Origin of the sequence: Pseudomonas sp. R38(2017) (assembly GCF_002112395.1) — a bacterium.
Classification (GTDB): Bacteria; Pseudomonadota; Gammaproteobacteria; order Pseudomonadales; family Pseudomonadaceae; genus Aquipseudomonas.
This window is the reverse complement of sequence record NZ_NEHN01000003.1, coordinates 375524-400143: the sequence shown is the minus strand read 5'-3', so window position 1 is coordinate 400143 and position 24620 is coordinate 375524. Positions and strand designations below refer to the sequence as shown.

The 24620-nt window shown below is 59.5% G+C and carries 26 protein-coding genes; 9 read left to right on the top strand and 17 right to left on the bottom strand.

Features of this window, described 5'->3' with window-relative positions; genetic code table 11:
- The 4 genes from CAF87_RS08635 to CAF87_RS08620 all read left to right on the top strand — a co-directional run bounded on the left by CAF87_RS08635 (position 1) and on the right by CAF87_RS08620 (position 4840).
- Complete coding sequence (locus CAF87_RS08635; RefSeq protein WP_007954664.1) at positions 1 to 936, top strand: ABC transporter permease; 936 nt, start codon at positions 1 to 3, stop codon at positions 934 to 936.
- Positions 926 to 1735, top strand: coding sequence for an ABC transporter permease (locus CAF87_RS08630; RefSeq protein WP_085697286.1), 810 nt, complete (start codon positions 926 to 928; stop codon positions 1733 to 1735). The genes CAF87_RS08635 and CAF87_RS08630 overlap by 11 nt, the downstream gene beginning before the upstream one ends.
- Before the next feature lie 50 nt (positions 1736 to 1785).
- A complete protein-coding gene (locus tag CAF87_RS08625; protein WP_085729763.1) occupies positions 1786 to 3210 on the top strand; it encodes a gamma-aminobutyraldehyde dehydrogenase in 1425 nt (474 codons plus the stop codon).
- A 145-nt stretch (positions 3211 to 3355) separates the two neighbouring features.
- The gene (locus CAF87_RS08620; RefSeq protein WP_085729762.1) at positions 3356 to 4840 is read left to right on the top strand and encodes an APC family permease; all 1485 of its coding nucleotides are present in this window, start codon (positions 3356 to 3358) and stop codon (positions 4838 to 4840) included.
- Here the strand turns inward: CAF87_RS08620 and CAF87_RS08615 are convergent.
- Complete coding sequence (locus CAF87_RS08615; RefSeq protein WP_085729761.1) at positions 4830 to 5009, bottom strand: hypothetical protein; 180 nt, start codon at positions 5007 to 5009, stop codon at positions 4830 to 4832. The genes CAF87_RS08620 and CAF87_RS08615 overlap by 11 nt on opposite strands.
- A gap of 449 nt (positions 5010 to 5458) precedes the next feature.
- On the opposite strand from CAF87_RS08615, the gene CAF87_RS08610 reads away from it, so the two are divergent.
- Complete coding sequence (locus CAF87_RS08610; RefSeq protein WP_085729760.1) at positions 5459 to 5965, top strand: Bro-N domain-containing protein; 507 nt, start codon at positions 5459 to 5461, stop codon at positions 5963 to 5965.
- Between the two features lie 98 nt (positions 5966 to 6063).
- The gene (locus CAF87_RS29475) at positions 6064 to 6267 is read left to right on the top strand and encodes a hypothetical protein (RefSeq protein WP_085729759.1); all 204 of its coding nucleotides are present in this window, start codon (positions 6064 to 6066) and stop codon (positions 6265 to 6267) included.
- Between the two features lie 7 nt (positions 6268 to 6274).
- Here the strand turns inward: CAF87_RS29475 and CAF87_RS08600 are convergent, their stop codons facing one another.
- On the bottom strand, positions 6275 to 6460 hold the full coding sequence (locus tag CAF87_RS08600; RefSeq protein ID WP_007954656.1) for a hypothetical protein: 186 nt from the start codon (positions 6458 to 6460) through the stop codon (positions 6275 to 6277).
- Positions 6461 to 6862: 402 nt separating this feature from the next.
- On the opposite strand from CAF87_RS08600, the gene CAF87_RS08595 reads away from it, so the two are divergent.
- Positions 6863 to 8491 carry a glucan biosynthesis protein D gene (locus tag CAF87_RS08595; protein WP_085729758.1) on the top strand — a complete coding sequence of 543 codons (1629 nt, stop codon included), beginning with the start codon at positions 6863 to 6865 and terminating at the stop codon, positions 8489 to 8491.
- Positions 8492 to 8503: 12 nt separating this feature from the next.
- On the opposite strand, the gene CAF87_RS08590 is transcribed toward CAF87_RS08595, so the two are convergent.
- The 4 genes from CAF87_RS08590 to CAF87_RS08575 all read right to left on the bottom strand — a co-directional run bounded on the left by CAF87_RS08590 (position 8504) and on the right by CAF87_RS08575 (position 12782).
- Complete coding sequence (locus CAF87_RS08590; protein WP_085729757.1) at positions 8504 to 9037, bottom strand: GNAT family N-acetyltransferase; 534 nt, start codon at positions 9035 to 9037, stop codon at positions 8504 to 8506.
- Positions 9038 to 9128: 91 nt separating this feature from the next.
- Positions 9129 to 10235 (bottom strand): NADH:flavin oxidoreductase/NADH oxidase, encoded by a 1107-nt coding sequence (locus tag CAF87_RS08585; protein WP_085729756.1) that lies wholly within the window; start codon positions 10233 to 10235, stop codon positions 9129 to 9131.
- Positions 10236 to 10475: 240 nt separating this feature from the next.
- A complete protein-coding gene (recJ, locus tag CAF87_RS08580; RefSeq protein WP_085729755.1) occupies positions 10476 to 12185 on the bottom strand; it encodes a single-stranded-DNA-specific exonuclease RecJ in 1710 nt (569 codons plus the stop codon).
- A 54-nt stretch (positions 12186 to 12239) separates the two neighbouring features.
- On the bottom strand, positions 12240 to 12782 hold the full coding sequence (locus tag CAF87_RS08575; protein ID WP_011332624.1) for a YaeQ family protein: 543 nt from the start codon (positions 12780 to 12782) through the stop codon (positions 12240 to 12242).
- Between the two features lie 146 nt (positions 12783 to 12928).
- On the opposite strand from CAF87_RS08575, the gene CAF87_RS08570 reads away from it, so the two are divergent.
- Together CAF87_RS08570 and CAF87_RS08565 are read left to right on the top strand one after the other, a co-directional pair.
- The gene (locus CAF87_RS08570; RefSeq protein ID WP_085729754.1) at positions 12929 to 14128 is read left to right on the top strand and encodes a CaiB/BaiF CoA-transferase family protein; all 1200 of its coding nucleotides are present in this window, start codon (positions 12929 to 12931) and stop codon (positions 14126 to 14128) included.
- Positions 14055 to 15035, top strand: a complete 981-nt coding sequence (locus tag CAF87_RS08565) for a TIGR02285 family protein (RefSeq protein ID WP_170929608.1) — start codon at positions 14055 to 14057, stop codon at positions 15033 to 15035. Before CAF87_RS08570 ends, CAF87_RS08565 begins: the two co-directional genes overlap by 74 nt.
- A 173-nt stretch (positions 15036 to 15208) precedes the next feature.
- Here CAF87_RS08565 and CAF87_RS08560 read toward each other — a convergent pair whose 3' ends face one another.
- From CAF87_RS08560 to rimM, 11 genes are all read right to left on the bottom strand, one after another.
- Positions 15209 to 15490: a DUF3509 domain-containing protein gene (locus CAF87_RS08560; RefSeq protein ID WP_085729753.1), complete on the bottom strand. Its 282-nt coding sequence runs from the start codon at positions 15488 to 15490 to the stop codon at positions 15209 to 15211.
- Between the two features lie 165 nt (positions 15491 to 15655).
- Positions 15656 to 16063 (bottom strand): response regulator, encoded by a 408-nt coding sequence (locus CAF87_RS08555; protein WP_085729752.1) that lies wholly within the window; start codon positions 16061 to 16063, stop codon positions 15656 to 15658.
- A gap of 118 nt (positions 16064 to 16181) precedes the next feature.
- The gene (locus CAF87_RS08550) at positions 16182 to 17555 is read right to left on the bottom strand and encodes a transporter substrate-binding domain-containing protein (protein ID WP_085729751.1); all 1374 of its coding nucleotides are present in this window, start codon (positions 17553 to 17555) and stop codon (positions 16182 to 16184) included.
- A 121-nt stretch (positions 17556 to 17676) separates the two neighbouring features.
- Positions 17677 to 19086, bottom strand: coding sequence for a threonine synthase (gene thrC / locus CAF87_RS08545; protein ID WP_085729750.1), 1410 nt, complete (start codon positions 19084 to 19086; stop codon positions 17677 to 17679).
- A gap of 66 nt (positions 19087 to 19152) precedes the next feature.
- Positions 19153 to 20457 carry a homoserine dehydrogenase gene (locus tag CAF87_RS08540; RefSeq protein ID WP_011332618.1) on the bottom strand — a complete coding sequence of 435 codons (1305 nt, stop codon included), beginning with the start codon at positions 20455 to 20457 and terminating at the stop codon, positions 19153 to 19155.
- Positions 20458 to 20588: 131 nt separating this feature from the next.
- A complete protein-coding gene (dsbC, locus tag CAF87_RS08535; RefSeq protein ID WP_085711641.1) occupies positions 20589 to 21320 on the bottom strand; it encodes a bifunctional protein-disulfide isomerase/oxidoreductase DsbC in 732 nt (243 codons plus the stop codon).
- Positions 21321 to 21463: 143 nt separating this feature from the next.
- On the bottom strand, positions 21464 to 22360 hold the full coding sequence (xerD, locus tag CAF87_RS08530) for a site-specific tyrosine recombinase XerD (protein WP_085729749.1): 897 nt from the start codon (positions 22358 to 22360) through the stop codon (positions 21464 to 21466).
- A gap of 62 nt (positions 22361 to 22422) precedes the next feature.
- Positions 22423 to 22836 (bottom strand): acyl-CoA thioesterase, encoded by a 414-nt coding sequence (locus CAF87_RS08525; RefSeq protein ID WP_085729748.1) that lies wholly within the window; start codon positions 22834 to 22836, stop codon positions 22423 to 22425.
- Positions 22837 to 22927: 91 nt separating this feature from the next.
- Positions 22928 to 23278, bottom strand: a complete 351-nt coding sequence (rplS, locus tag CAF87_RS08520) for a 50S ribosomal protein L19 (RefSeq protein ID WP_003175895.1) — start codon at positions 23276 to 23278, stop codon at positions 22928 to 22930.
- A gap of 45 nt (positions 23279 to 23323) precedes the next feature.
- Positions 23324 to 24076 (bottom strand): tRNA (guanosine(37)-N1)-methyltransferase TrmD, encoded by a 753-nt coding sequence (trmD, locus tag CAF87_RS08515; protein ID WP_085688893.1) that lies wholly within the window; start codon positions 24074 to 24076, stop codon positions 23324 to 23326.
- A 2-nt stretch (positions 24077 to 24078) separates the two neighbouring features.
- Positions 24079 to 24615, bottom strand: coding sequence for a ribosome maturation factor RimM (gene rimM, locus CAF87_RS08510; protein WP_085688896.1), 537 nt, complete (start codon positions 24613 to 24615; stop codon positions 24079 to 24081).
- Between the last annotated feature and the right edge of the window lie 5 nt (positions 24616 to 24620).

Genomic DNA, 24620 nt, shown 5'->3' with positions numbered 1-24620 from the left:
ATGACCGCCCTCGCCCTCCCTCAATCGGCGCCGTTGCGCAGGTTTTCCAACCTGCTCTATCGCAAGCCGAACCTGTACCTGTCGATGCTGCTGGTGCCGCCGCTGCTGTGGTTCGGCGCGATCTATCTGGGCTCGTTGCTGGTGCTGTTGTGGCAAGGTTTCTACACCTTCGACGACTTCACCATGGCAGTCACGCCTGACCTGACTCTGGCCAATTTCGCCGCGCTGTTTCAGCCGTCGAACTTCGACATCATTCTGCGCACCCTGAGCATGGCCGTCGTGGTGTCGATCGCCAGCGCCATCGTCGCGTTCCCGATTGCCTACTACATGGCGCGCTACACCACCGGCAAGACCAAGGCGTTTTTCTACATAGCGGTGATGATGCCGATGTGGGCCAGCTACATCGTCAAGGCCTACGCCTGGACGCTGCTGCTGGCCAAGGGCGGCGTGGCGCAATGGTTCGTTCAGCACCTGGGGCTGGAGCCGGTTCTGCAGTTCATTCTGGGGATTCCCGGGGTTGGCGGCAGCACCTTGTCGACCTCACACTTGGGCCGGTTCATGGTGTTCGTCTACATCTGGCTGCCGTTCATGATCCTGCCGATCCAGGCCTCGCTGGAGCGCCTGCCGCCGTCGTTGCTGCAAGCCTCCGCCGACCTCGGGGCCAAGCCGCGCCAGACCTTCATGCAGGTGATACTGCCGCTGTCGGTGCCGGGGATTGCCGCCGGTTCGATCTTCACGTTCTCGCTGACGTTGGGCGACTTCATCGTGCCGCAACTGGTGGGCCCGCCGGGCTACTTCGTCGGCAGCATGGTCTACGCCCAGCAAGGCGCGATTGGCAACATGCCAATGGCTGCGGCGTTCACGCTGGTGCCGATCGTGCTGATCGCCATCTACCTGTCCATCGTTAAACGACTGGGGGCTTTCGATGCACTCTGAAAAAGCATCTCTCGGTTTGCGCATCGCAGCCTGGGGCGGGTTGGTGTTTCTGCACTTCCCGATCCTGATCATCTTCCTCTACGCCTTCAACACCGAAGACGCGGCGTTCAGCTTTCCACCGAAAGGCTTCACGCTGCACTGGTTCAGCGTCGCGTTTTCGCGGCCGGACGTGCTGGAAGCGATCAAGTTGTCGCTGCAGATCGCGGCCATCGCCACGCTGATTGCCATGGTGCTCGGCACCCTTGCTTCAGCGGCGTTGTACCGCCGGGACTTCTTCGGCAAACAAGGCATTTCGCTGATGCTGATCCTGCCGATTGCGTTGCCGGGGATCATCACCGGGATTGCGCTGCTGGCGACCTTCAAGACACTGGGGATCGAGCCGGGGATGTTCACCATCATCGTTGGTCACGCGACCTTCTGCGTGGTGATCGTCTACAACAACGTCATCGCCCGCTTGCGCCGCACCTCACACAGCCTGATCGAAGCGTCGATGGATCTCGGCGCCGACGGTTGGCAGACCTTCCGCTACATCATCCTGCCGAACCTCGGCTCGGCACTGCTCGCCGGCGGCATGCTCGCGTTCGCGCTGTCGTTCGACGAAATCATCGTCACCACCTTCACCGCTGGCCATGAACGCACCTTGCCGCTGTGGTTGCTCAATCAGCTGAGCCGCCCACGGGACGTGCCGGTGACCAACGTCGTGGCGATGCTCGTGATGCTGGTGACCATGCTGCCGATCCTCGGCGCCTACTACCTGACCCGCGGTGGCGAGAGCGTCGCGGGCAGCGGCGGCAAATGAATTCCCTGACCTTTCCCACCCTGAATTTGCAGTAGAAAGAGGACAACAACATGCAAACCAAACTCTTGATCAACGGCCAACTGGTCAACGGCGAAGGCCCGGCGCAACCGGTGCTCAACCCGGCGCGCGGCGAAGTGCTGGTGGAAATCAACGAAGCCACCGAGGCCCAGGTCGATGCCGCCGTGCGCGCCGCCGACAGTGCCTTCGCCGAATGGTCGCAGACCACGCCGAAGGATCGTTCGCTGTTGCTGCTCAAACTTGCCGACGCCATTGAAACCCACGGCGAAGAACTGGCGAAACTGGAATCGGACAACTGCGGCAAGCCCTACAGCGCCGCGCTGAATGACGAGATTCCGGCGATTGCCGATGTGTTCCGTTTCTTCGCCGGCGCCAGCCGTTGCATGAGCGGCTCGGCCGGTGGCGAATACCTGCCCGGCCACACTTCGATGATCCGCCGCGATCCGGTAGGCGTGATCGCTTCCATCGCACCGTGGAACTACCCGCTGATGATGGTCGCCTGGAAAATCGCCCCAGCCCTCGCCGCCGGTAATACCGTGGTGCTCAAGCCGTCGGAACAAACCCCATTAACCGCGTTGCGTCTGGCCGAACTGGCGTCGGATATTTTTCCGGCCGGTGTACTCAATCTGGTGTTCGGTCGTGGGCCGAGCGTGGGCAGCCCGTTGGTGAACCATCCGAAAGTTCGCATGGTCTCGCTGACCGGCTCCATCGCGACCGGCTCGAACATCATTTCCAGCACCGCCGACAGCGTCAAACGCATGCACATGGAACTGGGCGGCAAGGCTCCAGTGATCATCTTCGACGACGCCGATATCGACGCCGCCGTCGAAGGCATTCGTACTTTCGGCTTCTACAACGCCGGCCAGGATTGCACCGCTGCGTGCCGGATCTACGCGCAGCAAGGCATTTACGACAAGTTCGTCGAGAAGCTCGGCGCGGCGGTCAGCAGCATCAAGTACGGCTTGCAGGATGATCCGTCGACCGAGCTGGGGCCGCTGATCACCGCCCAGCATCGCGACCGCGTGGCCGGGTTTGTCGAGCGCGCCGTGGCGCAACCGCACATTCGTTTGATCACTGGCGGCAAGGCTGTGGACGGCAATGGTTTCTTCTTCGAACCGACCGTTCTGGCCGACGCCCAGCAGGACGACGAAATCGTCCGCCGCGAAGTGTTCGGGCCGGTGGTGTCGGTGACCAAGTTCACCGATGAAGCCCAGGCGCTGGAATGGGCCAACGATTCGGACTACGGCCTGGCGTCCTCGGTGTGGACGGCGGATGTAGGACGTGCGCATCGACTGTCCGCTCGGTTGCAGTACGGCTGCACCTGGGTGAATACGCACTTCATGCTTGTCAGCGAAATGCCTCACGGCGGTCAGAAGCTGTCCGGTTACGGCAAGGACATGTCCATGTACGGGCTGGAGGACTACACCACGGTTCGGCATGTGATGTTCAAGCACTAAAAGCATCCCCCCGGCTTCAAGGCAGAAACCGGTCATCCGCACCACCAGGTATTCAAAACAATAACTACCGATCCGGGCGGCGCTCACCAAGCCCCGCCACGGTTTCGGCCATCCGAAATCTGCCGATTTCACGGAGCAAACACACATGAGTGCATCACCCGATCTCTCAGCCGCCGTTGCCGACAGCGATGCCGAACAACTGCGCCAACTGGGTTACACCTCCAACTTCAACCGCAGCATGAGCCTGTGGGAAAACTTCGCGTTGGGCTTCACGTATCTGTCACCGGTCGTAGGGGTTTATACCCTGTTCGGCCTGTGCCTGGCCGCCGGCGGGCCGCCAATGTTCTGGGCTTACTTACTGGTCGGTTGCGGCCAATTGCTGGTGTGCCTGATCTTCGGCGAAGTGGTGTCGCAGTTCCCGATTTCCGGCGGTGTCTACCCTTGGGCGCGGCGTCTGGTTGGCAAGAAATGGGCATGGATGGTCGGCTGGATCTACTCCATCGCCCTGTGCGTAACCATCGCCGCCGTTGCGGTCGGCGCCGGCCCGTATCTCGCGGCCATGCTGGGGTTTGAACCGAGCAACAACACCAACATCGTCATCGCCCTGGTGCTGACGCTGTTCGCCACACTGGTGAACCTCAGCGGCACCCAAGTGCTGGCGCGGATCGCCATGTTCGGATTCCTCTGCGAATTGGTGGGTGCGGTGATCGTCGGCGTGTACCTGCTGATTTTCGAGCGTCACCAGCCGATCAGCGTGCTGTTCAACACTTTCGACATCAGCGTCGACGGCTCCTATCTGCCGGCCTTCCTCACCGCGTCGCTGGCGGGGATGTTCCTCTACTACGGCTTCGAGGCCTGCGGCGACGTGGCCGAAGAAACCCCGAACCCGAGCGCAAAAATCCCGGTGGCCATGCGCATGACCATCTACATCGGCGGCATCGCGGCGATGTTCGCCTGCCTCGCGCTGATCCTCGCCGTGCCGGACATGCAAGCGGTGATCAACGGCACCGACAAGGACCCGGTCACCACCATCCTCAACAACGCCTTCGGCCCGGTCGGTTCGAAAGTGGTGATGGGCGTGGTGATGATTTCCTTCATATCCTGCGTCATCAGCCTGCAAGCGGCGGCGAGTCGTCTGCTGTATTCCTACGCTCGCGATGAAATGGTCATCGGTAGCCGACTGCTGAAAAAGATTTCTCCTACGACCCAGGTGCCGGTTGCTGCGCTGTTCGTGTCCGGCGTCCTGCCTGGCCTGATCATCGCCCTCGGCTTCTTCTTGCAAGACGCCGTGGCCACCATCGTAAGCTTCGCCGCCATCGGCATCTACCTCGCGTTCCAGATGATCGTGCTCGCCGCCCTGTACGCCCGCAGCAAAGGCTGGAAACCCAGCGGCAAATTCACCCTCGGCGCCTGGGGCTGGCCGGTGAACATCGGCGCGCTGGTGTACGGCGTCGGCGCAATCATCAACATGGCCTGGCCACGCACACCGGATGCGGCGTGGTACATCAACTACGCGATGGTGCTGAGCACGGCGATCGTGATTGGGCTGGGGCTGGTTTATATGTGGATTGGCAAGCCGTATGACCATGGGAAGGCGCCGGCTGGGGATGCCTGGAAGGTTAGTCGCTGATACGAATAGCCCCGGCATCGTTGTTTGATTCCGGGGCTTGATCGGCATCGTCTCCACGAAGCAAAACCATCAAATCGTCGGTACCCCATTTGATATCCGCTTTTCCGCGCACCTTGTCGAAACAATCTTCAGGATCTTTCGGACGGCTGTCCTTGCTGTGTTTGTTCAATGGTCTGCTCCAGGTCACCGCAGTAATCGCTTTCAGTTGGATAGATATAGGAAATTCACGGGGAGAAGTGGAGCTTTCGTAAGCTCACGGCAAATACAGGAAACTCCTACAGATCCGCCCTTCTTGGAATAGCTGCAATTCCTACAACATCCGTCGGCAGAGTAGACTTGGCGCCGCTGGCGCCTGACCGATAGGCTTTACCCCGTCGCTGCCCAATCAGCGGCCCGGGGTCGAAGCCGGAAATCTGTCAAAACGGTGCTTGCGTGCCCCCCATTGAACTGCGGCTGCTTTGCAACTTCAGTTCTGCGTTATGGCGGGCCGTGTGGCGCGGGCCTTCCGCCTTTTCCGTTTCGACAGGGAAGTAACCCGACTTCGAACGCCACTCGGTTCGCCACCCAACTTTTCGAAGAGTTGGTGGCGACTTTCCTACTCGAAACGGAAGTCATCTCATGCCAGCACCTACTCACATTCCAAATACTGAATATTTCACTCCCACCGTATTCACCCGCCACAACCGCTTCCTCCACGCCCTCCTCCTCGATCACCAAGCCTGGTTCTGCGCTCAGGATCTCGGCCGCATGATGGGCCATCCCTTGAACCAACGCGTCACGCTCAAACTCGACCCCGACCAACGCCGCACCGTTCGGCTGCGCAAGTACGGCAAAGTTGTCGAGACACCGATGGTCAGCGAATCCGGCATGTACGCGCTGCTCGTCCACCATTTCATCCCGGAAAACCGCAACCTGCGGCAATGGCTGAGCAATGAGGTGATTCCCATCCTGCGGGAAACCAGCTCAGCAACAGCGGAAAACTGCCCGAGCCTGAGCTCCGTGCATTGGGCTGGCGTCACCGTGCCACTCTTGCACTGGCAACAACAGGCTTGGGTGAAATGGCGTGATATACCGGCATTGGTGCTCGATCAGCAGCCACATCAGATATCGGGGACATGTAGCTGACGGCCTCACTTGGCCCAATGAAAAGGGGCGGACTCCAGAGCCCGCCCCTTCAATGTTCACCATCTACCTCGCCCCATTTCTGACCGAGTCCCTAACAGATGCACAACGCCATCCCTGCACTACCGCCCATTCTCGAAATCATCCCGAGCGACGAGAGTTTTGCTGAAGACTACCTGCACAAAATCGTCAAACAATGCGCGGTCGCCGAGCATCTGCACGCAATCCATGTCGGCATCGCCGATGCTGACTCGGGTAAGTTGATTGATCTGGCCACCGTGAAGGCCAAATGGCTTTCACGGTGAACCTCTTTCAAAACCGCGAAACACTCCTCATCGCATCCACCAGATACCGCATCGCAATCCGGTCGCTTTCCGACAACTCCCGGTAACGCTCCACCAGTTTCAGCTCATCAGGACTGAGCCGGCGTCTTCGCCGGACGTTGGTGAGGCAGGGAAAGATGCCCAACATTTCGGTGATGCCTTGTCCTTTTGTCATGGACGATGTCCTTTTCCAGTACGTCAGAAATTTTCGAAAACCGCATCGCCCTGCTCCTTAAGCAGCGATTTGAGCCCTGCCGGTCGGATGGGTCGTGACCGGCGATGCCCATAGAATAGAAATTAAATCGGCGCTGAAAAGCTGTTTTTAGAGTAATTAGTCGAAAAAAGCAGATATGCCCTATAAATCAGAAAAGGCTGTGGGATAAGTAACCGTAACGTCTTGTTTCATTGAGAGGCTAGCGCCGTGCTATCAGGGAATTTTGCAAAATCAGCGAACGGATTAAGCTAGCGCGCATCTGTTACTAGTCCGTAGCGTTTGGCCGAAGGCTTGTCCGAACCGTAATTTCTGATCCAGTACGTGCCAGGAACGGCGCGGGATTGTCCACGACAGGTTGTATCTATGCACCGCAGGAATTTGCTCAAAGCGTCCATGGCCATTGCGGCTTATACCGGCCTATCGGCCACAGGCCTGCTGGCCTCTCGCGCCTGGGCCGCCTCTGGCGGTGCCGCCGACGGTGAAGCCCAGGCCTTCGACTTTGAAACGCTGAAGCGCCAGGCCAAACAACTGGCCGGCAACGCGTATCAGGACACCAAACAGGTGCTGCCGCCGACCCTGGCGACCATGACCCCGCAGAACTTCAACGCGATCCGCTACGACGGCGAGCATTCGCTGTGGAAGGAGAACAAGGGTCAGCTCGATGTGCAGTTCTTCCACGTTGGCATGGGTTTCCGTCAGCCGGTGCGCATGTACAGCGTCGATCCGAAGACCCGCACGGCCCGCGAGGTGCATTTCCGCCCTCAGCTGTTCAACTATGAAAACACCTCGGTCGACACTCAGCAGCTCAAGGGCGACCTGGGTTTTGCCGGCTTCAAGCTGTTCAAGGCGCCGGAACTGGATCGGCATGACGTGGTGTCGTTCCTCGGCGCCAGCTACTTCCGCGCGGTGGATGCCACTGGCCAATATGGCCTCTCCGCCCGTGGCCTGGCCGTCGACACCTACGCCAAGAAACGCGAAGAATTCCCTGACTTCACCAAGTTCTGGTTCGAGACCCCGGATCAGAACGCGACCCGTTTCGTGGTCTACGCCCTGCTCGACTCGCCGAGCGCGACCGGCGCCTATCGCTTCGACATCGATTGCCAGGCCGAGCGCGTGGTGATGGAGATCGACGCCCACATCAATGCCCGCACCGCCATCGAGCAATTGGGCATCGCGCCGATGACCAGCATGTTCAGTTGCGGCACCCACGAGCGCCGGATGTGCGACACCATCCACCCGCAGATCCATGACTCGGATCGTCTGGCCATGTGGCGCGGCAACGGCGAGTGGATCTGCCGCCCGCTGAACAACCCGGCCACCCTTCAGTTCAACGCCTTCGCCGACACCGACCCGAAAGGTTTCGGTCTGGTGCAGACCGACCACGAATTCGCCAACTATCAGGACACTGTGGACTGGTACAGCAAGCGTCCGAGCCTGTGGGTAGAACCTACAACCGCGTGGGGCGAAGGCTCTATCGACCTGCTGGAAATTCCTACGACCGGCGAAACCCTCGACAACATCGTTGCGTTCTGGACGCCGAAGAAACCGGTAGCGGCCGGGGACTCGCTGAACTACGGCTACAAGCTCTACTGGAGCGCCCTGCCGCCGGTCGGCACGCCGCTGGCGCGAGTGCATGCAACCCGTTCCGGCATGGGTGGATTCGTCGAAGGCTGGGCACCGGGTGAGCATTATCCGCCAGTCTGGGCCCGTCGTTTTGCCGTGGACTTCACCGGTGGCGGCCTGGATCGCCTGCCGCAGGGCACCGGGATCGAACCGGTGGTCACTTGCTCCAACGGCAAGGTGCAGGACTTCAGCGTGCTCGTGCTGGAGGACATCAAGGGTTACCGGATCCTGTTCGACTGGTACCCGACCAACGACAGCGTGGAGCCGGTGGAACTGCGGTTGTTCATCCGCACCAACGACCGCACATTGAGTGAGACCTGGTTGTACCAGTACTTCCCGCCGGCACCGGACAAGCGCAAGTACCCTTGATGCTTTGAACCGTCAGGCCAACGGGCAGTACAGGTGGATATCGTGGGGTTCCAGATCAAACAGTTCGGGATCCGGTTGTTTCAGCAACCGGCAACCCTGGCGCTGATAGAACTCCACGGTATTGCGCGACTCGGTCGCCGAGACATACAACGCCTCGGCGCCGATCTCCCGGCCATGGGCGCACGCCAAGGCAAACAACCGCCCGCCCAATCCCTGCCCGCGCCAGGAACGGCTGATGTGCAGAAACTTCAACTGCCGCATGTTCAGGCCCTGATTGTGAATAACCCGGTTATCCACAACCACCGCAGCCACCAGTGTTTCGCCATCGAAAAGTCCGTGTAGCCACCCGCCGCTGCGCCAGCATTTTTCCAATACCCGCGCATTCTCCTCCGCCTCCCCTTCGGGCCAGCCGCGCATGTCAAAACGCGCCGGATACAGAATCAGCTCACCGTTCTCTAAGCGATAGCACTCCTCGACCAACTCACTGCGGTCGATCAGCGCCAGCAGTGGCAAGTCCGATTCAGTCAGCGCTCGTTCGATCAACATTGCGGTCCATTCCTTTGCAATTCCAAACGACAGGCAAGAAAAAACCCGCCAGTTCAATGGCGGGTTTTATAGGCTTTGCGGCAGGTCGGAATCAATCCCGCAAATCAGACTCGTGAATCGGCTGATCCCGATGGGTCGCCCGTTGATACTGCGCCGGCCACACCGCTTTGCGTCCGCCCAGATCGTCGTCGGCATGCAACGGCCAATAAGGGTCACGTAGCAGCTCACGCGCGAGGAAGATAATGTCGGCCTGACAAGTACGCAGGATGTGCTCGGCCTGGGCCGGCTCGGTAATCATTCCCACGGTGCCGGTGGCGATGCCCGACTCCTTGCGCACCCGCTCGGCGAAGCGCGTCTGATAACCCGGTCCAACGGGGATTTCAGCGTTGGCCGCCGTGCCCCCCGAGGACACGTCGATCAGGTCGGCGCCCAAGGTTTTCAGACGCCGGGCCAGTTCCACGGTTTCATCCGGGTTCCAGCCGTCTTCGACCCAATCAGTGGCCGACAGACGCACAAACACCGGTAGCTCTTCCGGCCAGACTGCACGCACCGCCTCGGTCACCTGTAGCACCAGACGAATACGGTTTTCAAACGAACCACCGTATTGATCACGGCGCTGATTACTCAGCGGTGAGAGAAACTGGTGCAGCAGATAACCGTGCGCCGCATGCACCTCAACCACGCTGAAACCGGCTGCCAACGCACGTTCGGCGGCGGCCACGAAGTCCTGAATGACCTGGGCGATCTGGCTCTCATCGAGTTGTTTGGGTTGGGTGTGTTGCGGATCAAAGGCAATCGGCGACGGCCCGACCGGCGTCCAGCCACCATCCTCCGGTTTGACGCTACCATGCTTGCCGATCCACGGCCGATGGGTGCTGGCCTTGCGCCCGGCGTGGGCCAGTTGAATGCCGGCCACGGCGCCCTGCGCATTGATGAATCGGGTGATGCGTTGCAGCGGTGCAATCTGTTCATCGTTCCACAGGCCCAGGTCTTCGGCGGTGATCCGCCCGTCGGCCGTGATCGCCGTGGCTTCGGTAAATACCAGGCCCGCGCCCCCCACTGCCCGGCTGCCGAGATGCACCAGGTGCCAGTCGTTGGCCAGGCCATCGACGCTGGAATACTGGCACATGGGCGATACGGCGATGCGGTTAGGCAGGGTCAGTTGGCGAAGGGTAAAGGGTTCAAGCAGCAGACTCATGGGGCACCTCTCAAATCAGTGGGCAGGCTCCAGGGTTCTGTTTGAAAAGTCGACGAGTGACAGGAAAAAGGTGCAGCACCCGCCCCCGCGGGCAAAAAATTCGACAAGACGTCACAAGGCCAATCAAGCAGTGCTTAGAGCCTAGTCGACATCCGGGGATGAGGGAGGGTTCAGAGTGATTCTGTGAGTGTGTAAGTCCGCTTTCGTCGGAACGCCGCCCGGAGCAAGCTCGCGAAAGTGTCAACGCGGTTCGATGTGAGCAATCATCAATTGCACGGTTTCATTGCCGCGAAACTCGTTGAGATCGAGCTTGTAGGCCAGTTCAACCCATTTGATCGTCGGGTTCGGCCAGATATCGCGATCGATGCCGAAGGCAATGCCATCGAGCTTCACCGATCCACATTCGGTTTTCAGCACCACTTTCAGGTGCCGCTCACCGACCACTCGCTGCTCGACCAACTGAAACACGCCGTGAAACAACGGCTCCGGAAAATGCTGCCCCCAGGGTCCGGCGTGGCGCAGGGCGCGGGCCAGTTCCAGATGAAACTCCTCGACTGCCAGCGTGCCATCCGACAGCAGGCGCCCGGTGAGGTCTTCTTCGCGAAGCTGCCTACGCACTTCGGCGTCAAATGCCTCGGCGAACAACGGAAAATTCTCCTGCGGCAAGGTCAGACCGGCCGCCATGGCGTGGCCGCCATACTTGCTGATCAGGTCCGGGTGCTGCGCTGCCACGACACTCAGCGCATCGCGAATATGGAAGCCCTGCACCGAGCGTCCAGAGCCCTTGAGCAATCCGTCACCAGCATCGGCGAAGGCGATGGTCGGGCGGAAATAACGCTCCTTCATCCGCGAAGCCAGAATACCGATCACACCCTGGTGCCATTCCGGATCGAACAGACACAACCCGAACGGCATCGACTCGACCGGCAAGTCCTTGAGCTGGGCAAGTGCCTCACGCTGCATGCCCTGCTCGATGGATTTGCGATCCTGGTTCATGCCGTCCAGTTGCGCGGCCATTTCCCGGGCCAGTTCGGTATTTTGAGTCAGCAGGCACTCAATCCCGAGGCTCATGTCATCCAGACGCCCCGCCGCATTCAGACGCGGGCCGACGATGAAACCGAGATCGGTGGAAGTAATACGCGAAGCTTCACGCTTGGCTACTTCCAGGATCGCCTTGATCCCCGGCCGCGCACGTCCGGCACGAATTCGTTCCAGGCCCTGATGCACCAGAATCCGGTTGTTGGCATCCAGCGGCACCACGTCGGCAACGCTGCCCAGCGCCACCAGATCCAACAGTTCGCCGATGTTCGGTTGTGGCTTGCTCTCGTACCAGCCGAGGCTGCGCAGACGCGCGCGCAAGGCCATCAATACGTAGAAAATCACCCCGACCCCAGCCAGAGCCTTGCTCGGGAACTCGCAACCCGGCTGGTTCGGGTTGACCAGTGCATCGGCTTGCGGCAGTTCATCGCCGGGCAAGTGGTGGTCGGTGATCAAAACCTTCAGGCCGTGACGCTTCGCGGCCGCCACACCTTCAACGCTGGAAATACCGTTGTCGACGGTGATCAACAGTTGCGGCTCGCGGGTCATCGCGACTTCGACGATTTCCGGAGTCAGGCCGTAGCCGTATTCAAAGCGGTTCGGCACCAGATAGTCGACGTGCGCCGCACCCAGCAGGCGCAAGCCAAGCACGCCTACGGTGCTGGCGGTCGCGCCGTCGGCGTCGAAGTCACCGACGATCAGGATCCGCTGACGCTGCTCCAGCGCCGTCACCAGCAGATCCACCGCCGCATCGATTCCTTTGAGCTGCTGGAACGGAATCAGCCGCACCAGGCTCTTGTCCAGCTCCGCCTCGGACTGCACGCCCCGTGCCGCGTACAGGCGGGTCAGTAGCGGTGGCAGATCACCGAGAAACGGCAGATTGGCGGGCAACGGACGAGGATCGATACGCATGGGGTGACAGGAGCTTCTCTTGGGTACGTAGGATTTTTCAGGAGTAGCGCGGACTTAACCGCGCTCGCCTTGCAGCCAGGTCAGCTGGACTTCGTGCTGACCACGGTCGTCGGTGACGAAGATCGTGCCCTCACTGATCATCACGTCCCACTTGATGACGCGGGGCATGTCCTTGGCAAGGGTTTCCAGCACTTCCTGCGGAACGGCAGCAATGTTGACGTTCTTCAGGTTTTTGATCGCCGGGATCACCTTGCCTTCCCAGACGCGCAGGCTGCCATAGGCCAGCAGGCTGGTGCGTTCGGTGCGACGGGAACACCAGGTCAGACGATCGGCGTCGGGTTGGCCGACTTCGATCCAGTGCAGGACACGGTCATCCAGGCTCTTTTCCCACAACGCAGGTTCGTCCACGTCCGACAGACCACGACCAAACGACAGTTGCTCGTTGTACCAGAGCGCGTAGGCCAGCAGACGCACGGTCATGCGTTCTTCGGTTTCCGAAGGGTGGCGGGCGATGGTCTGCTTCACATTCTCGTAGACGCTGCGGTCGAGATCGGTGAGGTTCAGTTCGAATTTGTAGGTGGTGGACGGCTGGGCCATGAACGGGCTTCTTGATACGAGGAAAGTCGGCAAGTCTAACCGATGCTGTAGGCAATCCACGAATTGATGGCGATCAACCTTGCGCGACTGACAGCCGGCTATGTTAAAACGCTGTATCTGCTCAGCCTTGTCCTACAGGATCTCGCATGCCGTTCGCCAACAAACCGCTCAGCGGTCTGAAAGTCATTGAATTGGGTACTTTGATTGCCGGGCCGTTTGCCTCGCGCATTTGCGGCGAGTTCGGTGCCGAAGTGATCAAGATCGAATCGCCAGACGGCGGTGATCCGTTGCGCAAATGGCGCAAGTTATATGAAGGCACCTCGTTGTGGTGGTTCGTCCAGGCACGCAACAAAAAGTCCCTGACGCTGAACCTGAAACACCCCGACGGCCTGGCGATCCTGAAAAAGCTGCTGGGTGAAGCCGACATCCTGATCGAGAACTTCCGCCCCGGCGTCCTGGAAAAACTCGGCCTGAGCTGGGAAACCTTGCACGCCCTCAACCCCAAACTGGTGATGGTGCGCCTGTCCGGCTTCGGCCAGACCGGGCCGATGAAGGATCAGCCTGGGTTCGGCGCAGTCGGCGAATCCATGGGCGGCCTGCGCTACATCACCGGTTTCGAAGACCGCCCGCCGGTGCGTACCGGGATTTCCATCGGTGATTCGATTGCCGCGTTGTGGGGTGTGATCGGCGCGTTGATGGCCCTGCGTCATCGCGAGGTCAACGGCGGCCTCGGCCAAGTGGTCGATGTCGCGCTGTACGAAGCGATCTTCGCGATGATGGAAAGCATGGTGCCGGAGTTCGATGTGTTCGGCTTCATTCGTGAACGCACCGGCAACATCATGCCGGGTATCACGCCCTCCTCGATCCACACCAGCGCCGACGGAAAACACGTGCAGATCGGCGCCAATGGCGATGCAATCTTCAAGCGTTTCATGCTGATCATCGGCCGTGAAGATCTGGCCAATGACCCGGCGCTGGCAAGCAATGACGGGCGCGACAGCCGACGTGACGAGTTGTACGGCGTGATCGATCGGTGGGTCAACTCGCTGCCGCTGCAAACCGTGCTTGATCTGCTGAATCAGGCCGAAGTCCCGGCCAGCCGGATCTTCAGCGCCGAAGACATGTTCAACGATCCGCAGTACCTGGCCCGGGAAATGTTCCTGCAGGCCAAACTGCCGGACGGCAAACCCTTCAAGATGCCGGGCATCGTGCCGAAACTCTCTGAAACACCCGGCACGTCCGAATGGGTCGGACCGCAGCTCGGTGAACACAATGCGCAGGTACTCCACGATCTTGGCTACGACGAGAAGCAGATCGCCCGGTTGCGCGAAGACGGAGTCATCTGAGCTGAAGCGCCGACCGGCCTCTGCTTCCAACCGCGCCCACCACTGGTGGACGTGGCGGTTGTTCGGCCTGCTTTTTCTGCTGGTGCTGCCAGCCTGGGCGCAAGCGAAGCCGACGCTGATCTGGCTGCTGCGCGACCTGCCGCCGCTGACCATTTTCGAAGGTCCGAAAAAGGGCCAGGGCGTCATCGATCAACTTATGCCGATGCTGATTGCCGGCATGCCGCAATACGAACACACCTTGATGCGGGTCAACCGCGCCCGCGGCATCCAGATGCTCCATGAACACCCGTTCGCCTGTGATCCTTCGCTGATCTGGAACAAGGAGCGCGCGCAGTGGATCGCGTTCTCCATCCCCGCATTTCGGGCGGTCAGCAATGGCCTGGTGGTTCGTCAGAAAGATCGCGAAGTGCTGGCGCCGTTCATTTCCGACGGTGAAGTCGATATGTCCGCATTCCTGGCCAACAGCGACAAGAAAGTCGGCGTGGTGGCCGAGCGCAGTTATGGCGAATACATCGACGGCCTGCTCCGACAGGCTCCGGGCGGCGCGCTGACACCGCATTACGGGAATGACGCGTTAAGCAGTCTGCTGTCGATGCAGCGGCTCGGGCGATTGCAGGTGGTGCTGGGTTACTGGCCGGAAATCCGTTATCAGGCCCGTCAGGCACAGATCGCTGAAGACGATCTGGAGTTTTTCCCGATTCGCGGGTCAGGCAAGTACATTTCGGGCCACATCGGCTGCACCGACACCACTCAGGGCCGACAGGCGATCCGTGAAATCGATCAACTGTTGCGTACCCTGCCCCACGAACATCTTGACCAGCTCTACGCCGACTGGCTGGACCCTGAAAGGCGTCAGGACTATCTGGAGCAGACGCGGATCTTCTTCCAGCAGCAGGCCACGCAGTAAATCCCGGACAAAAGAAACCCCGAGAAGTGGGGAGACGACTCGGGGTTAAACGTGGTCTGTATCAAAGACCCGTAGCAGCAAGCGACAAGCACCGGAGCACAATGCTTGATCCTGCTGTTATGGGGTCTGACTGACCCGGGTGCAGGAAGGTTCCCACAAAAGACAAATCAGTTTCAGAGACCCGGGTGCTTGTCGCGGGCAGCGTTGCGCAACGCAGCAATCACACAAGGCTCCAGCCGGCCTTCGGCGATCAGGATGTCGCGATGCAAACCGTCGACCACATCTGTCAGTTGGCGCTTGTCACTCAATTGCGCCCGATTGAATTCGCGCTCCACCATGATGGCGCCACTGCCGTTCTTCAGTGTCACCAGGCATTCACCCTGCAGACCGCGAGGGGTCAGCGTTACCTGATACGGGCTCAGAGCCTCACCGAGCAATAGACTGATACTTTCCATCTCGATCTCCACTCAATAGTCCGAAAACACAGTGTCTGGGGCGTGTCCACAGTAAATGACCACCGACCCGAGAAGAAAGTTCTGCCTGTCGGCGGCCCCTCCCGGAACGTCACCGACCTGTTCTGAGCATGCATGGCGAAGATGACAGAAAAATAACCAATGGCCTCAGGCAATGACCGGACGTCGGGGGGGCGACAGGTAGCTGTCGAGCAGATTGCGCATCAGTACCGCCGAGACCGGCGTGTGCAGTCGCCCCAGTAGCTTCATTCCGTCATCGCGCAGCAAAGATTCCAGATCAGCCAATACGCCGGGCACCACTACCCCCAAGAGAATCAGCGCACGCGCTTCCTGCCGGGCCACCAGATGCCTGATCAGTGCCAACCCGTCGCCGCCCTTGAGCTGCGGATTGCATATGGCGATATCGACAGTCCCACGGCGTACCAGCGAACGCTTTGCCGCGCTCAGCGAAGGCGCGGTCAACACGTCATATATACCGATGGCGTTGAGCATCTGGTGCAACGCCATCAATTGGAACGGGTTGGGTTCGAGAAGCAGGATTTTGAGCGAGCGCATTGGACGACCTCTGGAACGACAATCGCGGTTTCTCGCCGCAGTGGTTTGTCACTCTAGGGCAGTCGTCCTAAGCCTCCCATCAGAAAAGTAGTCACGTTTTATAGGATATTTCCGATCTTCACTGCGGACATCGGCACCCGCTCTCAGTCCGCCGCTGGGTGATATCAGTCCAGCCACCCAACAAGCCGCGCAACTTCCCATCTACACCGTAAAAAGGCACCGTCCACTGATAGATGTGCCGTGAACCGCTCTTGAACAACAATTGTCGTTTGCTAAAGCGTGTCCTGCGTGTACGCAACTGCATCATGAATTCGTCATGCAACATGAGTGCGGTGGTCTGTGGAAGTGCGTCGACCTCATACAGAGTCCGCCCCTGCACCTGCTCGAGACGCACGCCGAGCGCCTCTTCATAGCTGCGATTGCACATGATCAACCTTCCCAGCAGATCACGTACAAATACCGGGTCAGGCATTGCATCGATCAGTGCATGCTGAAAGGCCAATTGATCGCCCTGGATCTTTTCGGCTTCCCGTCGCTGTTTTATCTCGGCGGCCAGCCGGCGATTCCATAGCAGCGAAAGCAGTCCGAATACCCCGAGTGCGCCCATTCCCCAACATCCCCATTTGATCACTCGCGCCCCGAACGACGGGGCCGGTGCCGGTGAAACACCCTCCAGCCACTTCAAGCGCATGGCGCGCAATTCGGCAGCCGAGAAGGCTCCAAGGGCCTTGTTGAGAATACTGCGCAACTCAGGCAGGCCCTTGCGCACCGCCAGATGATCCGCCTCCCACTTACCCTCGACGAGACCACCGACCCTGAGCAAGCCTGATGGAAACAGCTGCGCACCGATCTCGTTTTCGATCGTGGCATAGGCTTCACCGCTCTCGACCAGCGCCCGAGCTTCGGCGTGCGTTTTGACCGAGAGAATTGTGATCGACGGATACTCGCGCCGAATACTGCCCTCCAGCGCATGCCTGGCCGGCAGTACCAACACCCGATTTTCCAGTTCGGCGAGCGACTGAAAGGCTGGCTCTCCCGCACGCCAGACAAACACCCAGCCAGCGCCTCCAAATGCATGACTGAAATCCAGAAACGCCTTACGCTCCTCGTTTACCGCAAGCGTCGTGCTGATGTCAGCCACTCCGCTCTGCAACTGCTCAAGCATGTGATGAGTGGAAAACGACTCCTGATGCACGAACTGCAGCCCGGTCATTACGCTGATACGCTTGAGCAAGTCGTCGTTCAAACCGCTCCATTGGCCGCGCTCATCCTGGAACAGATACAACGGATATTGCAGCGAAGCGACAATGACGCGGGGATTGTCGCGAATCCATTGCTGCTCCTCGGCATTAAGTTCAACGGCCGGGATTTCCAGTTTCGACGCGTCAGTCCGCATGGCCAGTTGCGCAGCACAAACCCCTTGCATGAATCCCCACAGGCCCCAAAAAAACAACCAGACCAGCGCTGGCTTCAGTCCTCGATAAAACAACATTGCCACTTTCCTTCGTGATCGGATCACCCGTCCTTCGTGGGCGAAAACCCGAGCAGTGTGGCATGCAAAAACAAGAAAGCCCGTCAGGAGACGGGCTTCAAAATGTGACAGCTTTCAGGGCTTAAAGTGGCTTGCCACGATTGCCATGCTGGCTGACAAAGGCCTGCACGGCTTTCAGCTCGTTTGCCAGAACTGTGCAGCGTTCTTCTCTCTCAAACAAATCAGAAAGATGTGCAGGTAGTTCGAGAGCTTTTCCTACACCGGCTTTTTCCACTGCATCCGGGAATTTGACCGGATGCGCCGTGCCCAGGATCACCATCGGGATATCCAGACTGCGACGGCATTCGCGTGCGGCTTTCACACCGATGGCCGTGTGCGGATCGAGTACCTCACCGGTCTGTTCGAAGACTTCGGCAATGGTTTCGCAGGTTTGCGCATCGTCCACGGCCAGCGAGTCGAACAGTTTGCGCGCCTCGGTCCAGCGTTCCTGTTCGACACTGAAACCGCCGCCCTGCTTGAACGAATCCATCAGACCGGCAATCGCTGCGCCGTTGCGACCGTGCAGGTCGAACAGCAGGCGTTCGAAGTTCGACGAGACCATGATGTCCATCGACGGCGACAAGGTGGCGTGCAGGGTTTCCTTGACGTACTGGTTGCCGCTCATGAAGCGGTGCAGGATGTCGTTGCGGTTGGTGGCGACGATCAACTGGTTGATCGGCAGGCCCATGTTGCGTGCCAGGTAACCGGCGAAGATGTCGCCGAAGTTGCCCGTCGGCACCGAGAACGACACCGAACGCGCCGGGCCGCCCAATTGCAGCGCTGCGTGGAAGTAGTAAACGATCTGGGCCATGATCCGCGCCCAGTTGATCGAGTTCACCGCCACCAGGCGCGTGCCCTTGAGGAAGCTCTGGTCGGCGAAGCTGGCCTTGACCATTTCCTGGCAGTCGTCGAAGTTGCCTTCGATGGCGATGTTGTGGATGTTTTCACCGAGGATGGTGGTCATCTGCCGACGCTGCACTTCAGACACACGGTTGTGCGGGTGCAGGATGAAAATGTCGACGTTTTCGCAGTGCTTGCAGCCTTCGATGGCGGCCGAACCGGTGTCACCGGAGGTGGCACCGACGATGACCACGCGCTCGCCGCGCTTTTCCAGCACGTAGTCGAGCAAGCGACCGAGCAGTTGCAGGGCGAAGTCCTTGAACGCCAGGGTCGGGCCGTGGAACAGCTCCAGCACCCATTCGTTGCCGTTCAGCTGACGCAGCGGCGCAACGGCGTTGTGGGCGAACACACCGTAGGTTTCTTCAAGAATCTTTTTAAAATCGGCGTCCGGAATGCTGCCGGTGACGAATGGGCGCATGACCCGGAAAGCCAGCTCGTGATACGGCAGGCCGGCCCAGGAAGCGATTTCTTCCTGGGTGAAACGTGGCAGGTTTTCCGGGACGTACAGACCGCCGTCGGTGGCGAGACCGGCCAGCAGGACGTCTTCGAAATTCAGGGCCGGTGCCTGGCCGCGGGTACTGATGTAACGCATGACTGACTCCAATGGACAGTGTTCGCAACGCAGGGCCCGCAGGCGGGCCCTGTGAAGGAGATCAACTTAGTTCAAGTGCTCGACGCGGATCCGCACAACCGGACCGACCACGCCCGCCAAGGCTTCGAGGGCGGCGATCGCATCGTTGATGTGCTGCTCCAGCACGCGATGGGTCAGCAGGATCATCGGCACCAGGCCGTCGTGTTCCTCGACTTCCTTCTGCATGATCGACTCGATGTTGATGCCGCGCTCCGAGAGGATGCTCGCCACCTGAGCGAGTACGCCCGGGTGGTCCTTGGCCTGAATGCGCAGGTAGTAGGCGCTTTCGCAGGCTTCGATCGGCAGGATCGGATGGGCCGACAGCGAGTCCGGCTGGAAGGCCAGGTGCGGCACGCGGTTTTCCGGGTCGGAGGTCATGGCGCGAACCACGTCCACCAGATCGGCGATTACCGACGACGCGGTCGGCTCCATGCCGGCGCCAGCGCCGTAGAACAGGGTCGAACCGGCAGCGTCACCGTTGACCATCACCGCGTTCATCACACCGTTGACGTTGGCGATCAGGCGATCGGCCGGGATCAGCGTCGGGTGTACACGCAGCTCGATACCGGCGGCGGTGCTGCGTGCCACACCCAGGTGCTTGATGCGGTAGCCCAGCGCTTCGGCGTAGTTCACGTCGGCGGTGGTCAGCTTGGTGATGCCTTCGGTGTAGGCCTTGTCGAACTGCAGCGGAACACCGAACGCGATGGACGCCAGGATCGTCAGCTTGTGCGCCGCGTCGATGCCTTCGACGTCGAAGGTCGGATCGGCTTCGGCGTAGCCCAGTGCTTGTGCTTCAGCCAGCACGTCTTCGAAGGTGCGTCCCTTCTCGCGCATCTCGGTGAGGATGAAGTTGCCGGTGCCGTTGATGATCCCGGCGACCCAGTTGATACGGTTGGCGGACAGGCCTTCACGTATCGCCTTGATCACTGGAATGCCGCCGGCGACCGCCGCTTCGAATGCCACGATCACGCCCTTCTCGCGTGCCTTGGCGAAAATTTCATTACCGTGAACGGCAATCAGAGCCTTGTTCGCGGTGACCACATGCTTGCCATTCTCGATGGCCTTGAGTACCAGCTCGCGGGCAACGGTGTAGCCGCCCATCAGCTCTATGACGATGTCGATCTCAGGGTTCGTGGCCACTTCGAAGACATCGTTGGTAATCGCAATACCGGTCGTCTGGAACTGAGGCTTTGGCGTGCGCATGGCAATTTGTGCCACTTCGATTCCACGCCCGGCACGACGAGCAATTTCCTCGGCGTTGCGCTGAAGTACGTTGAAGGTACCGCCACCGACGGTCCCTAACCCACAGATGCCTACTTTGACCGGTTTCACTGTGAACTCCCCATAAAACGGCCGACGCGAGGCCGGCCGTGAAAACAACCGCGCAATCGCGGCTCTCTATTGATGGCCCGGCCATGTTGCCGCCGGGCCACGTTCGTCACGCCTTCGCGCGACGATGCGAATTACTTCGCGCCCAGCGCCAGTTTGGCGACTTGTGGCGCAGGCTGGTAGCCCGGAATGACTTGTCCGTCAGCCAAAACGATGGCCGGCGTGCCGTTCACACCGATCGACTGACCGAGAGCGAACTGTTTGGAAACCGGGTTTTCGCACTTGGCGGCCTTGATTTCCTTGCCATCAACCATTTTGTCCATGGCCGCTTTCTTGTCTTTCGAGCACCACACGGCTTGCAGTTGCTCGTCACCCGGCGAGCCCAGGCCCTGACGCGGGAACGCCACGTAGCGCACTTCGATGCCACGCTTGTTCAGCTCCGGCACTTCGGCGTGCAGCTTGTGGCAGTACGGGCACGTGGTGTCGGTGAACACGGTGATGTGCGACTTGGTCTCGCCCACGGCCGGGTAAACCACGGTCTCGGCGACCGGAATCCCGTTGATCAGTTTGGAAATGCCCAGGCGTTCGGTCTTCTCGGTCAGGTTGACCGGTTTGCCGTCCTTGAGTTGGAACATGTAGCCCTGAACGATGTACTGGCCGTCGGCGCTGGCGTAGAGCACGCGACTGCCCTTGAGCTTGACTTCGTACAGGCCTGGCAGCGGGCTGGCAGTGATGGTGTCCACCGGCACATCGAGCTGGAGGTTTTCCAGGCTCTGGCGGATGGCTTTGTCGGCCGCATCATCGGCGACGGCAAAGGTGCTGACCAACGCAATGGCTGCGGCGGCGAAAATCTGGGTCAGACGCATGAGAACTCCTGAAGGCGGACAAATGGAACGATCAGAACGCCCGTGCCGGAACACCGGGTCATAACCGTCCATCGTGCAAACCGGCAAAGCCTACCACATAAGGTTCGCGTGACCGAATGCGCCTGTCGCAAGACAGGCTGCGCTCAGCCTCGAGGGTGATGTTTGGCATGCAGATCCTGCAACCGCGCCCGGGCGACGTGAGTGTAGATCTGCGTGGTCGACAGGTCGCTGTGGCCCAACAACATCTGCACCACCCGCAAATCGGCGCCATGGTTGAGCAGGTGCGTGGCGAAGGCGTGACGCAGCGTATGGGGTGAGAGCGATTTGCCGATGCCGGCGACCTTGGCCTGATGCTTGATGCGGTGCCAGAAAGTCTGGCGAGTCATCTGCTCGCCGCGCTGGCTGGGAAACAGCACATCGCTGGGGCGCCCGCCCAGCAGCTCGCCGCGACCATCGCGCAGGTAGCGCTCGACCCAGACAATCGCTTCCTCGCCCATCGGCACCAACCGCTCCTTGCTGCCCTTGCCCATCACCCGCAACACGCCCTGACGCAGGTTGACCTGTTCCAGGGTCAGGCTGATCAACTCGGTCACCCGCAAGCCGCAGGCATAAAGGACTTCAAGCATGGCACGGTCACGCTGGCCGATGGCTTCGCTCAGATCTGGCGCCTTCAGCAAGGCTTCAACGTCAGCTTCCGACAGGGATTTGGGCAATGGCCTACCGAGTTGCGGCATATCAACGCGCAAGGTCGGATCAACCGAAATCAGTTTTTCCCGCAGCAGGTAGCGATAAAAGCCACGTACGCCCGAGAGGAATCTCGCAGTGGATCGCGGTTTGTAGTTCTGTTCCAGACGCCAGGCCAAGTGATCGAGGATCAGCTCGCGACCGGCATTGATCAGCTCGAGATTTTTCTCCTGCAACCAACCGTTGAACAGTGCGAGATCACTGCGATAGGCGTCGCGGGTATTGTCGGAAAGACCTTTTTCCAACCAGAGGGCGTCGAGAAACTGGTCAATCAGCGGGTGGTCGATGGCGGGCATAAAAGCTCAGGCAAGGCAGAGATGGCGGACAGTCTTTCATAGCCCGCCCGCTCACGGAACCATCAGGCGGCAAAACCAGGCAGAACCGGCACCGGGCGCTTGTCGTCGTCAATCGCGACAAAGCTGAACTGCCCGTGAATCGCCTTTTCGCGCCCGTCGCAGCTCATGCTTTCAACGAACACTTCCACCTCGACCTTGAGGCTGGTGTTGCCGACCTTGATCACCCGCCCGACCAGTTCGACGATGGAACCTGCCGGGATCGCGTGCTTGAAATCGATACGATCGGTCGACACAGTCACCAGCGGCAAACGGCAGAACCGGGTGGCGGTGATGAAGGATACTTCGTCCATCCAGGCGAGCGCAGTGCCGCCGAACAGCGTGTTGTGATGGTTGGTGGTCGGCGGGAAAACCGCTTTGGTCACGCGGGTCACCGAGAGTTCGGTGCGACGTTCGATTTCTTGTTCACGAGATGTCATGGATACGACCTGAAGCAATAGTGCGGTGGATAAATTGCGGGCAACAAAAAAGCAGCCCGTAGGCTGCTTTCTTCTGCATCGGAAGCTGGACTTAAGCCAGTTTTTCCTTGATGCGAGCTGCTTTACCCGACAGGTCGCGCAGGTAGTACAGCTTGGCTTTACGTACGTCACCGCGACGCTTGACAGCCATGCTGTCGATCTGCGGGGAGTAGGTCTGGAAAGTACGTTCTACGCCAACACCGTTGGAGATTTTACGAACGGTGAACGCACTGTTCACGCCGCGGTTACGCTTGGCGATTACAACGCCTTCGAACGCTTGCAGACGGGAACGATCGCCTTCCTTCACTTTCACCTGAACGACAATGGTGTCGCCTGGGGCAAAGGTAGGGATTTCTTTGGTCATCTGCTCTGCTTCGAGTGCAAGGATGATTTTGTTGGTCATGCTGTGCTCCTAAGGTAAATCGTCTGATCTACCATCGATACGTTGTTAACTATCGTCCCGCTCGCGGATGTATTCCTCGAGCAGCTTCTTCTCTTCTCCAGAAAGCGAGCGGCTTTCCAGAAGATCGGCGCGTCGTTCATAGGTCCTTCCGAGGGACTGCTGTAAACGCCAACGCCGGATATGCGCGTGATTGCCACTCAGCAACACGTCGGGAACACGCTGATCCGCATACACCTCAGGTCGGGTGTAGTGCGGGCAATCCAGCAGACCATCCGTAAAGGAATCTTCCTCAGCGGAATCCGCATGCCCTAAAGCTCCGGGCAGCAGTCGTGTAACCGCATCGATCATGACCATGGCCGGCAGCTCGCCGCCAGACAACACATAGTCACCAATCGACCACTCTTCATCGACATGAGCATCAATAAAACGCTCGTCAATGCCTTCATAGCGACCGGCAATCAGGATCAATGCATCCGATTTAGCCAGTTCGCGTACCGCCGACTGAGTCAGTTGACGGCCTTGGGGGGACAGGTAAATAACCTTCGCCGCCTCCCCGGCTGCTGCCTTGGCCTGAACCAGAGCATCTTCCAGGGGCTTGATCTTCATCACCATGCCCGGACCACCGCCAAACGGGCGATCGTCCACAGTGTGATGCCGATCCGTCGTGTAATCCCGCGGATTCCAACAGGTCAGCTGCAAGAGCCCCTGTTTGACCGCTCGACTGGTGATGCCGTAGTCGCCGATGGCGGAAAACATCTCGGGAAACAAACTGATCACTTCTACGCGCAAGTTAGCCACGCTTAGAAGTCCGCGTCCCAATCCACCTTCATCTCGCCCGCTGCGAGGTCGACTGCCAACACGCATTGCTCCGTATAGGGCAACAGGCGTTCGCGATCATCCAGGCTGCCAGCGCAAGGCTTGACTACCATTACATCATTGGCGCCGGTTTCCAGAAGATGATCGATTTTCCCGAGCAATTGCCCAAGCGTATCGATGACCTTCAGACCCTCCAGCTGGTACCAGTAGTACTCGCCTTCGGTCAATTCAGCGAACAGATTGCGTGGCACGCAGATCTCGTAACCGGCCAGAAGACGAGCTTCTTCACGATCATCAAGACCTTTGAGCTTTGCGACCAGGAACTTGTCGCTCCCGCGTCCACTGACCAGCTCGACCTGTTTGACATTGCCTTCGCGCTTGAGCGTCCAGGTTTTGTACTGCAACAGGTTTTCAGTCGGATCAGTAAAGGAATAAACCTTCACTTCGCCGCGAACGCCGTGAACAGAATAAATTTTGCCAATAACGATCAAATCATCGGCAACAGCAGGCGTCGCGTTCATATTGC

Bases quoted from the DNA above. Each gene is read 5' to 3' on its own strand.
- xerD (WP_085729749.1), bottom strand. From the start codon at position 22,360: ATGCCCGCCATCGACCACCCGCTGATTGACCAGTTTCTCGACGCCCTC.
- rplS (WP_003175895.1), bottom strand. From the start codon at position 23,278: ATGACCAACAAAATCATCCTTGCACTCGAAGCAGAGCAGATGACCAAA.
- CAF87_RS08620 (WP_085729762.1), top strand. From the start codon at position 3,356: ATGAGTGCATCACCCGATCTCTCAGCCGCCGTTGCCGACAGCGATGCC.
- recJ (WP_085729755.1), bottom strand. From the start codon at position 12,185: ATGCGTATCGATCCTCGTCCGTTGCCCGCCAATCTGCCGTTTCTCGGT.
- CAF87_RS08600 (WP_007954656.1), bottom strand. From the start codon at position 6,460: ATGACAAAAGGACAAGGCATCACCGAAATGTTGGGCATCTTTCCCTGC.
- CAF87_RS08635 (WP_007954664.1), top strand. From the start codon at position 1: ATGACCGCCCTCGCCCTCCCTCAATCGGCGCCGTTGCGCAGGTTTTCC.
- CAF87_RS08630 (WP_085697286.1), top strand. From the start codon at position 926: ATGCACTCTGAAAAAGCATCTCTCGGTTTGCGCATCGCAGCCTGGGGC.
- CAF87_RS08575 (WP_011332624.1), bottom strand. From the start codon at position 12,782: ATGGCCCAGCCGTCCACCACCTACAAATTCGAACTGAACCTCACCGAT.
- dsbC (WP_085711641.1), bottom strand. From the start codon at position 21,320: ATGCGTCTGACCCAGATTTTCGCCGCCGCAGCCATTGCGTTGGTCAGC.
- CAF87_RS08565 (WP_170929608.1), top strand. From the start codon at position 14,055: ATGCGCAGGTACTCCACGATCTTGGCTACGACGAGAAGCAGATCGCCC.
- rimM (WP_085688896.1), bottom strand. From the start codon at position 24,615: ATGAACGCGACGCCTGCTGTTGCCGATGATTTGATCGTTATTGGCAAA.
- CAF87_RS08525 (WP_085729748.1), bottom strand. From the start codon at position 22,836: ATGACATCTCGTGAACAAGAAATCGAACGTCGCACCGAACTCTCGGTG.
- CAF87_RS08570 (WP_085729754.1), top strand. From the start codon at position 12,929: ATGCCGTTCGCCAACAAACCGCTCAGCGGTCTGAAAGTCATTGAATTG.
- CAF87_RS08560 (WP_085729753.1), bottom strand. From the start codon at position 15,490: ATGGAAAGTATCAGTCTATTGCTCGGTGAGGCTCTGAGCCCGTATCAG.
- CAF87_RS08550 (WP_085729751.1), bottom strand. From the start codon at position 17,555: ATGTTGTTTTATCGAGGACTGAAGCCAGCGCTGGTCTGGTTGTTTTTT.
- CAF87_RS08555 (WP_085729752.1), bottom strand. From the start codon at position 16,063: ATGCGCTCGCTCAAAATCCTGCTTCTCGAACCCAACCCGTTCCAATTG.
- CAF87_RS08610 (WP_085729760.1), top strand. From the start codon at position 5,459: ATGCCAGCACCTACTCACATTCCAAATACTGAATATTTCACTCCCACC.
- thrC (WP_085729750.1), bottom strand. From the start codon at position 19,086: ATGCGTTACATCAGTACCCGCGGCCAGGCACCGGCCCTGAATTTCGAA.
- CAF87_RS08595 (WP_085729758.1), top strand. From the start codon at position 6,863: ATGCACCGCAGGAATTTGCTCAAAGCGTCCATGGCCATTGCGGCTTAT.
- CAF87_RS08585 (WP_085729756.1), bottom strand. From the start codon at position 10,235: ATGAGTCTGCTGCTTGAACCCTTTACCCTTCGCCAACTGACCCTGCCT.
- CAF87_RS08625 (WP_085729763.1), top strand. From the start codon at position 1,786: ATGCAAACCAAACTCTTGATCAACGGCCAACTGGTCAACGGCGAAGGC.
- CAF87_RS08590 (WP_085729757.1), bottom strand. From the start codon at position 9,037: ATGTTGATCGAACGAGCGCTGACTGAATCGGACTTGCCACTGCTGGCG.
- CAF87_RS29475 (WP_085729759.1), top strand. From the start codon at position 6,064: ATGCACAACGCCATCCCTGCACTACCGCCCATTCTCGAAATCATCCCG.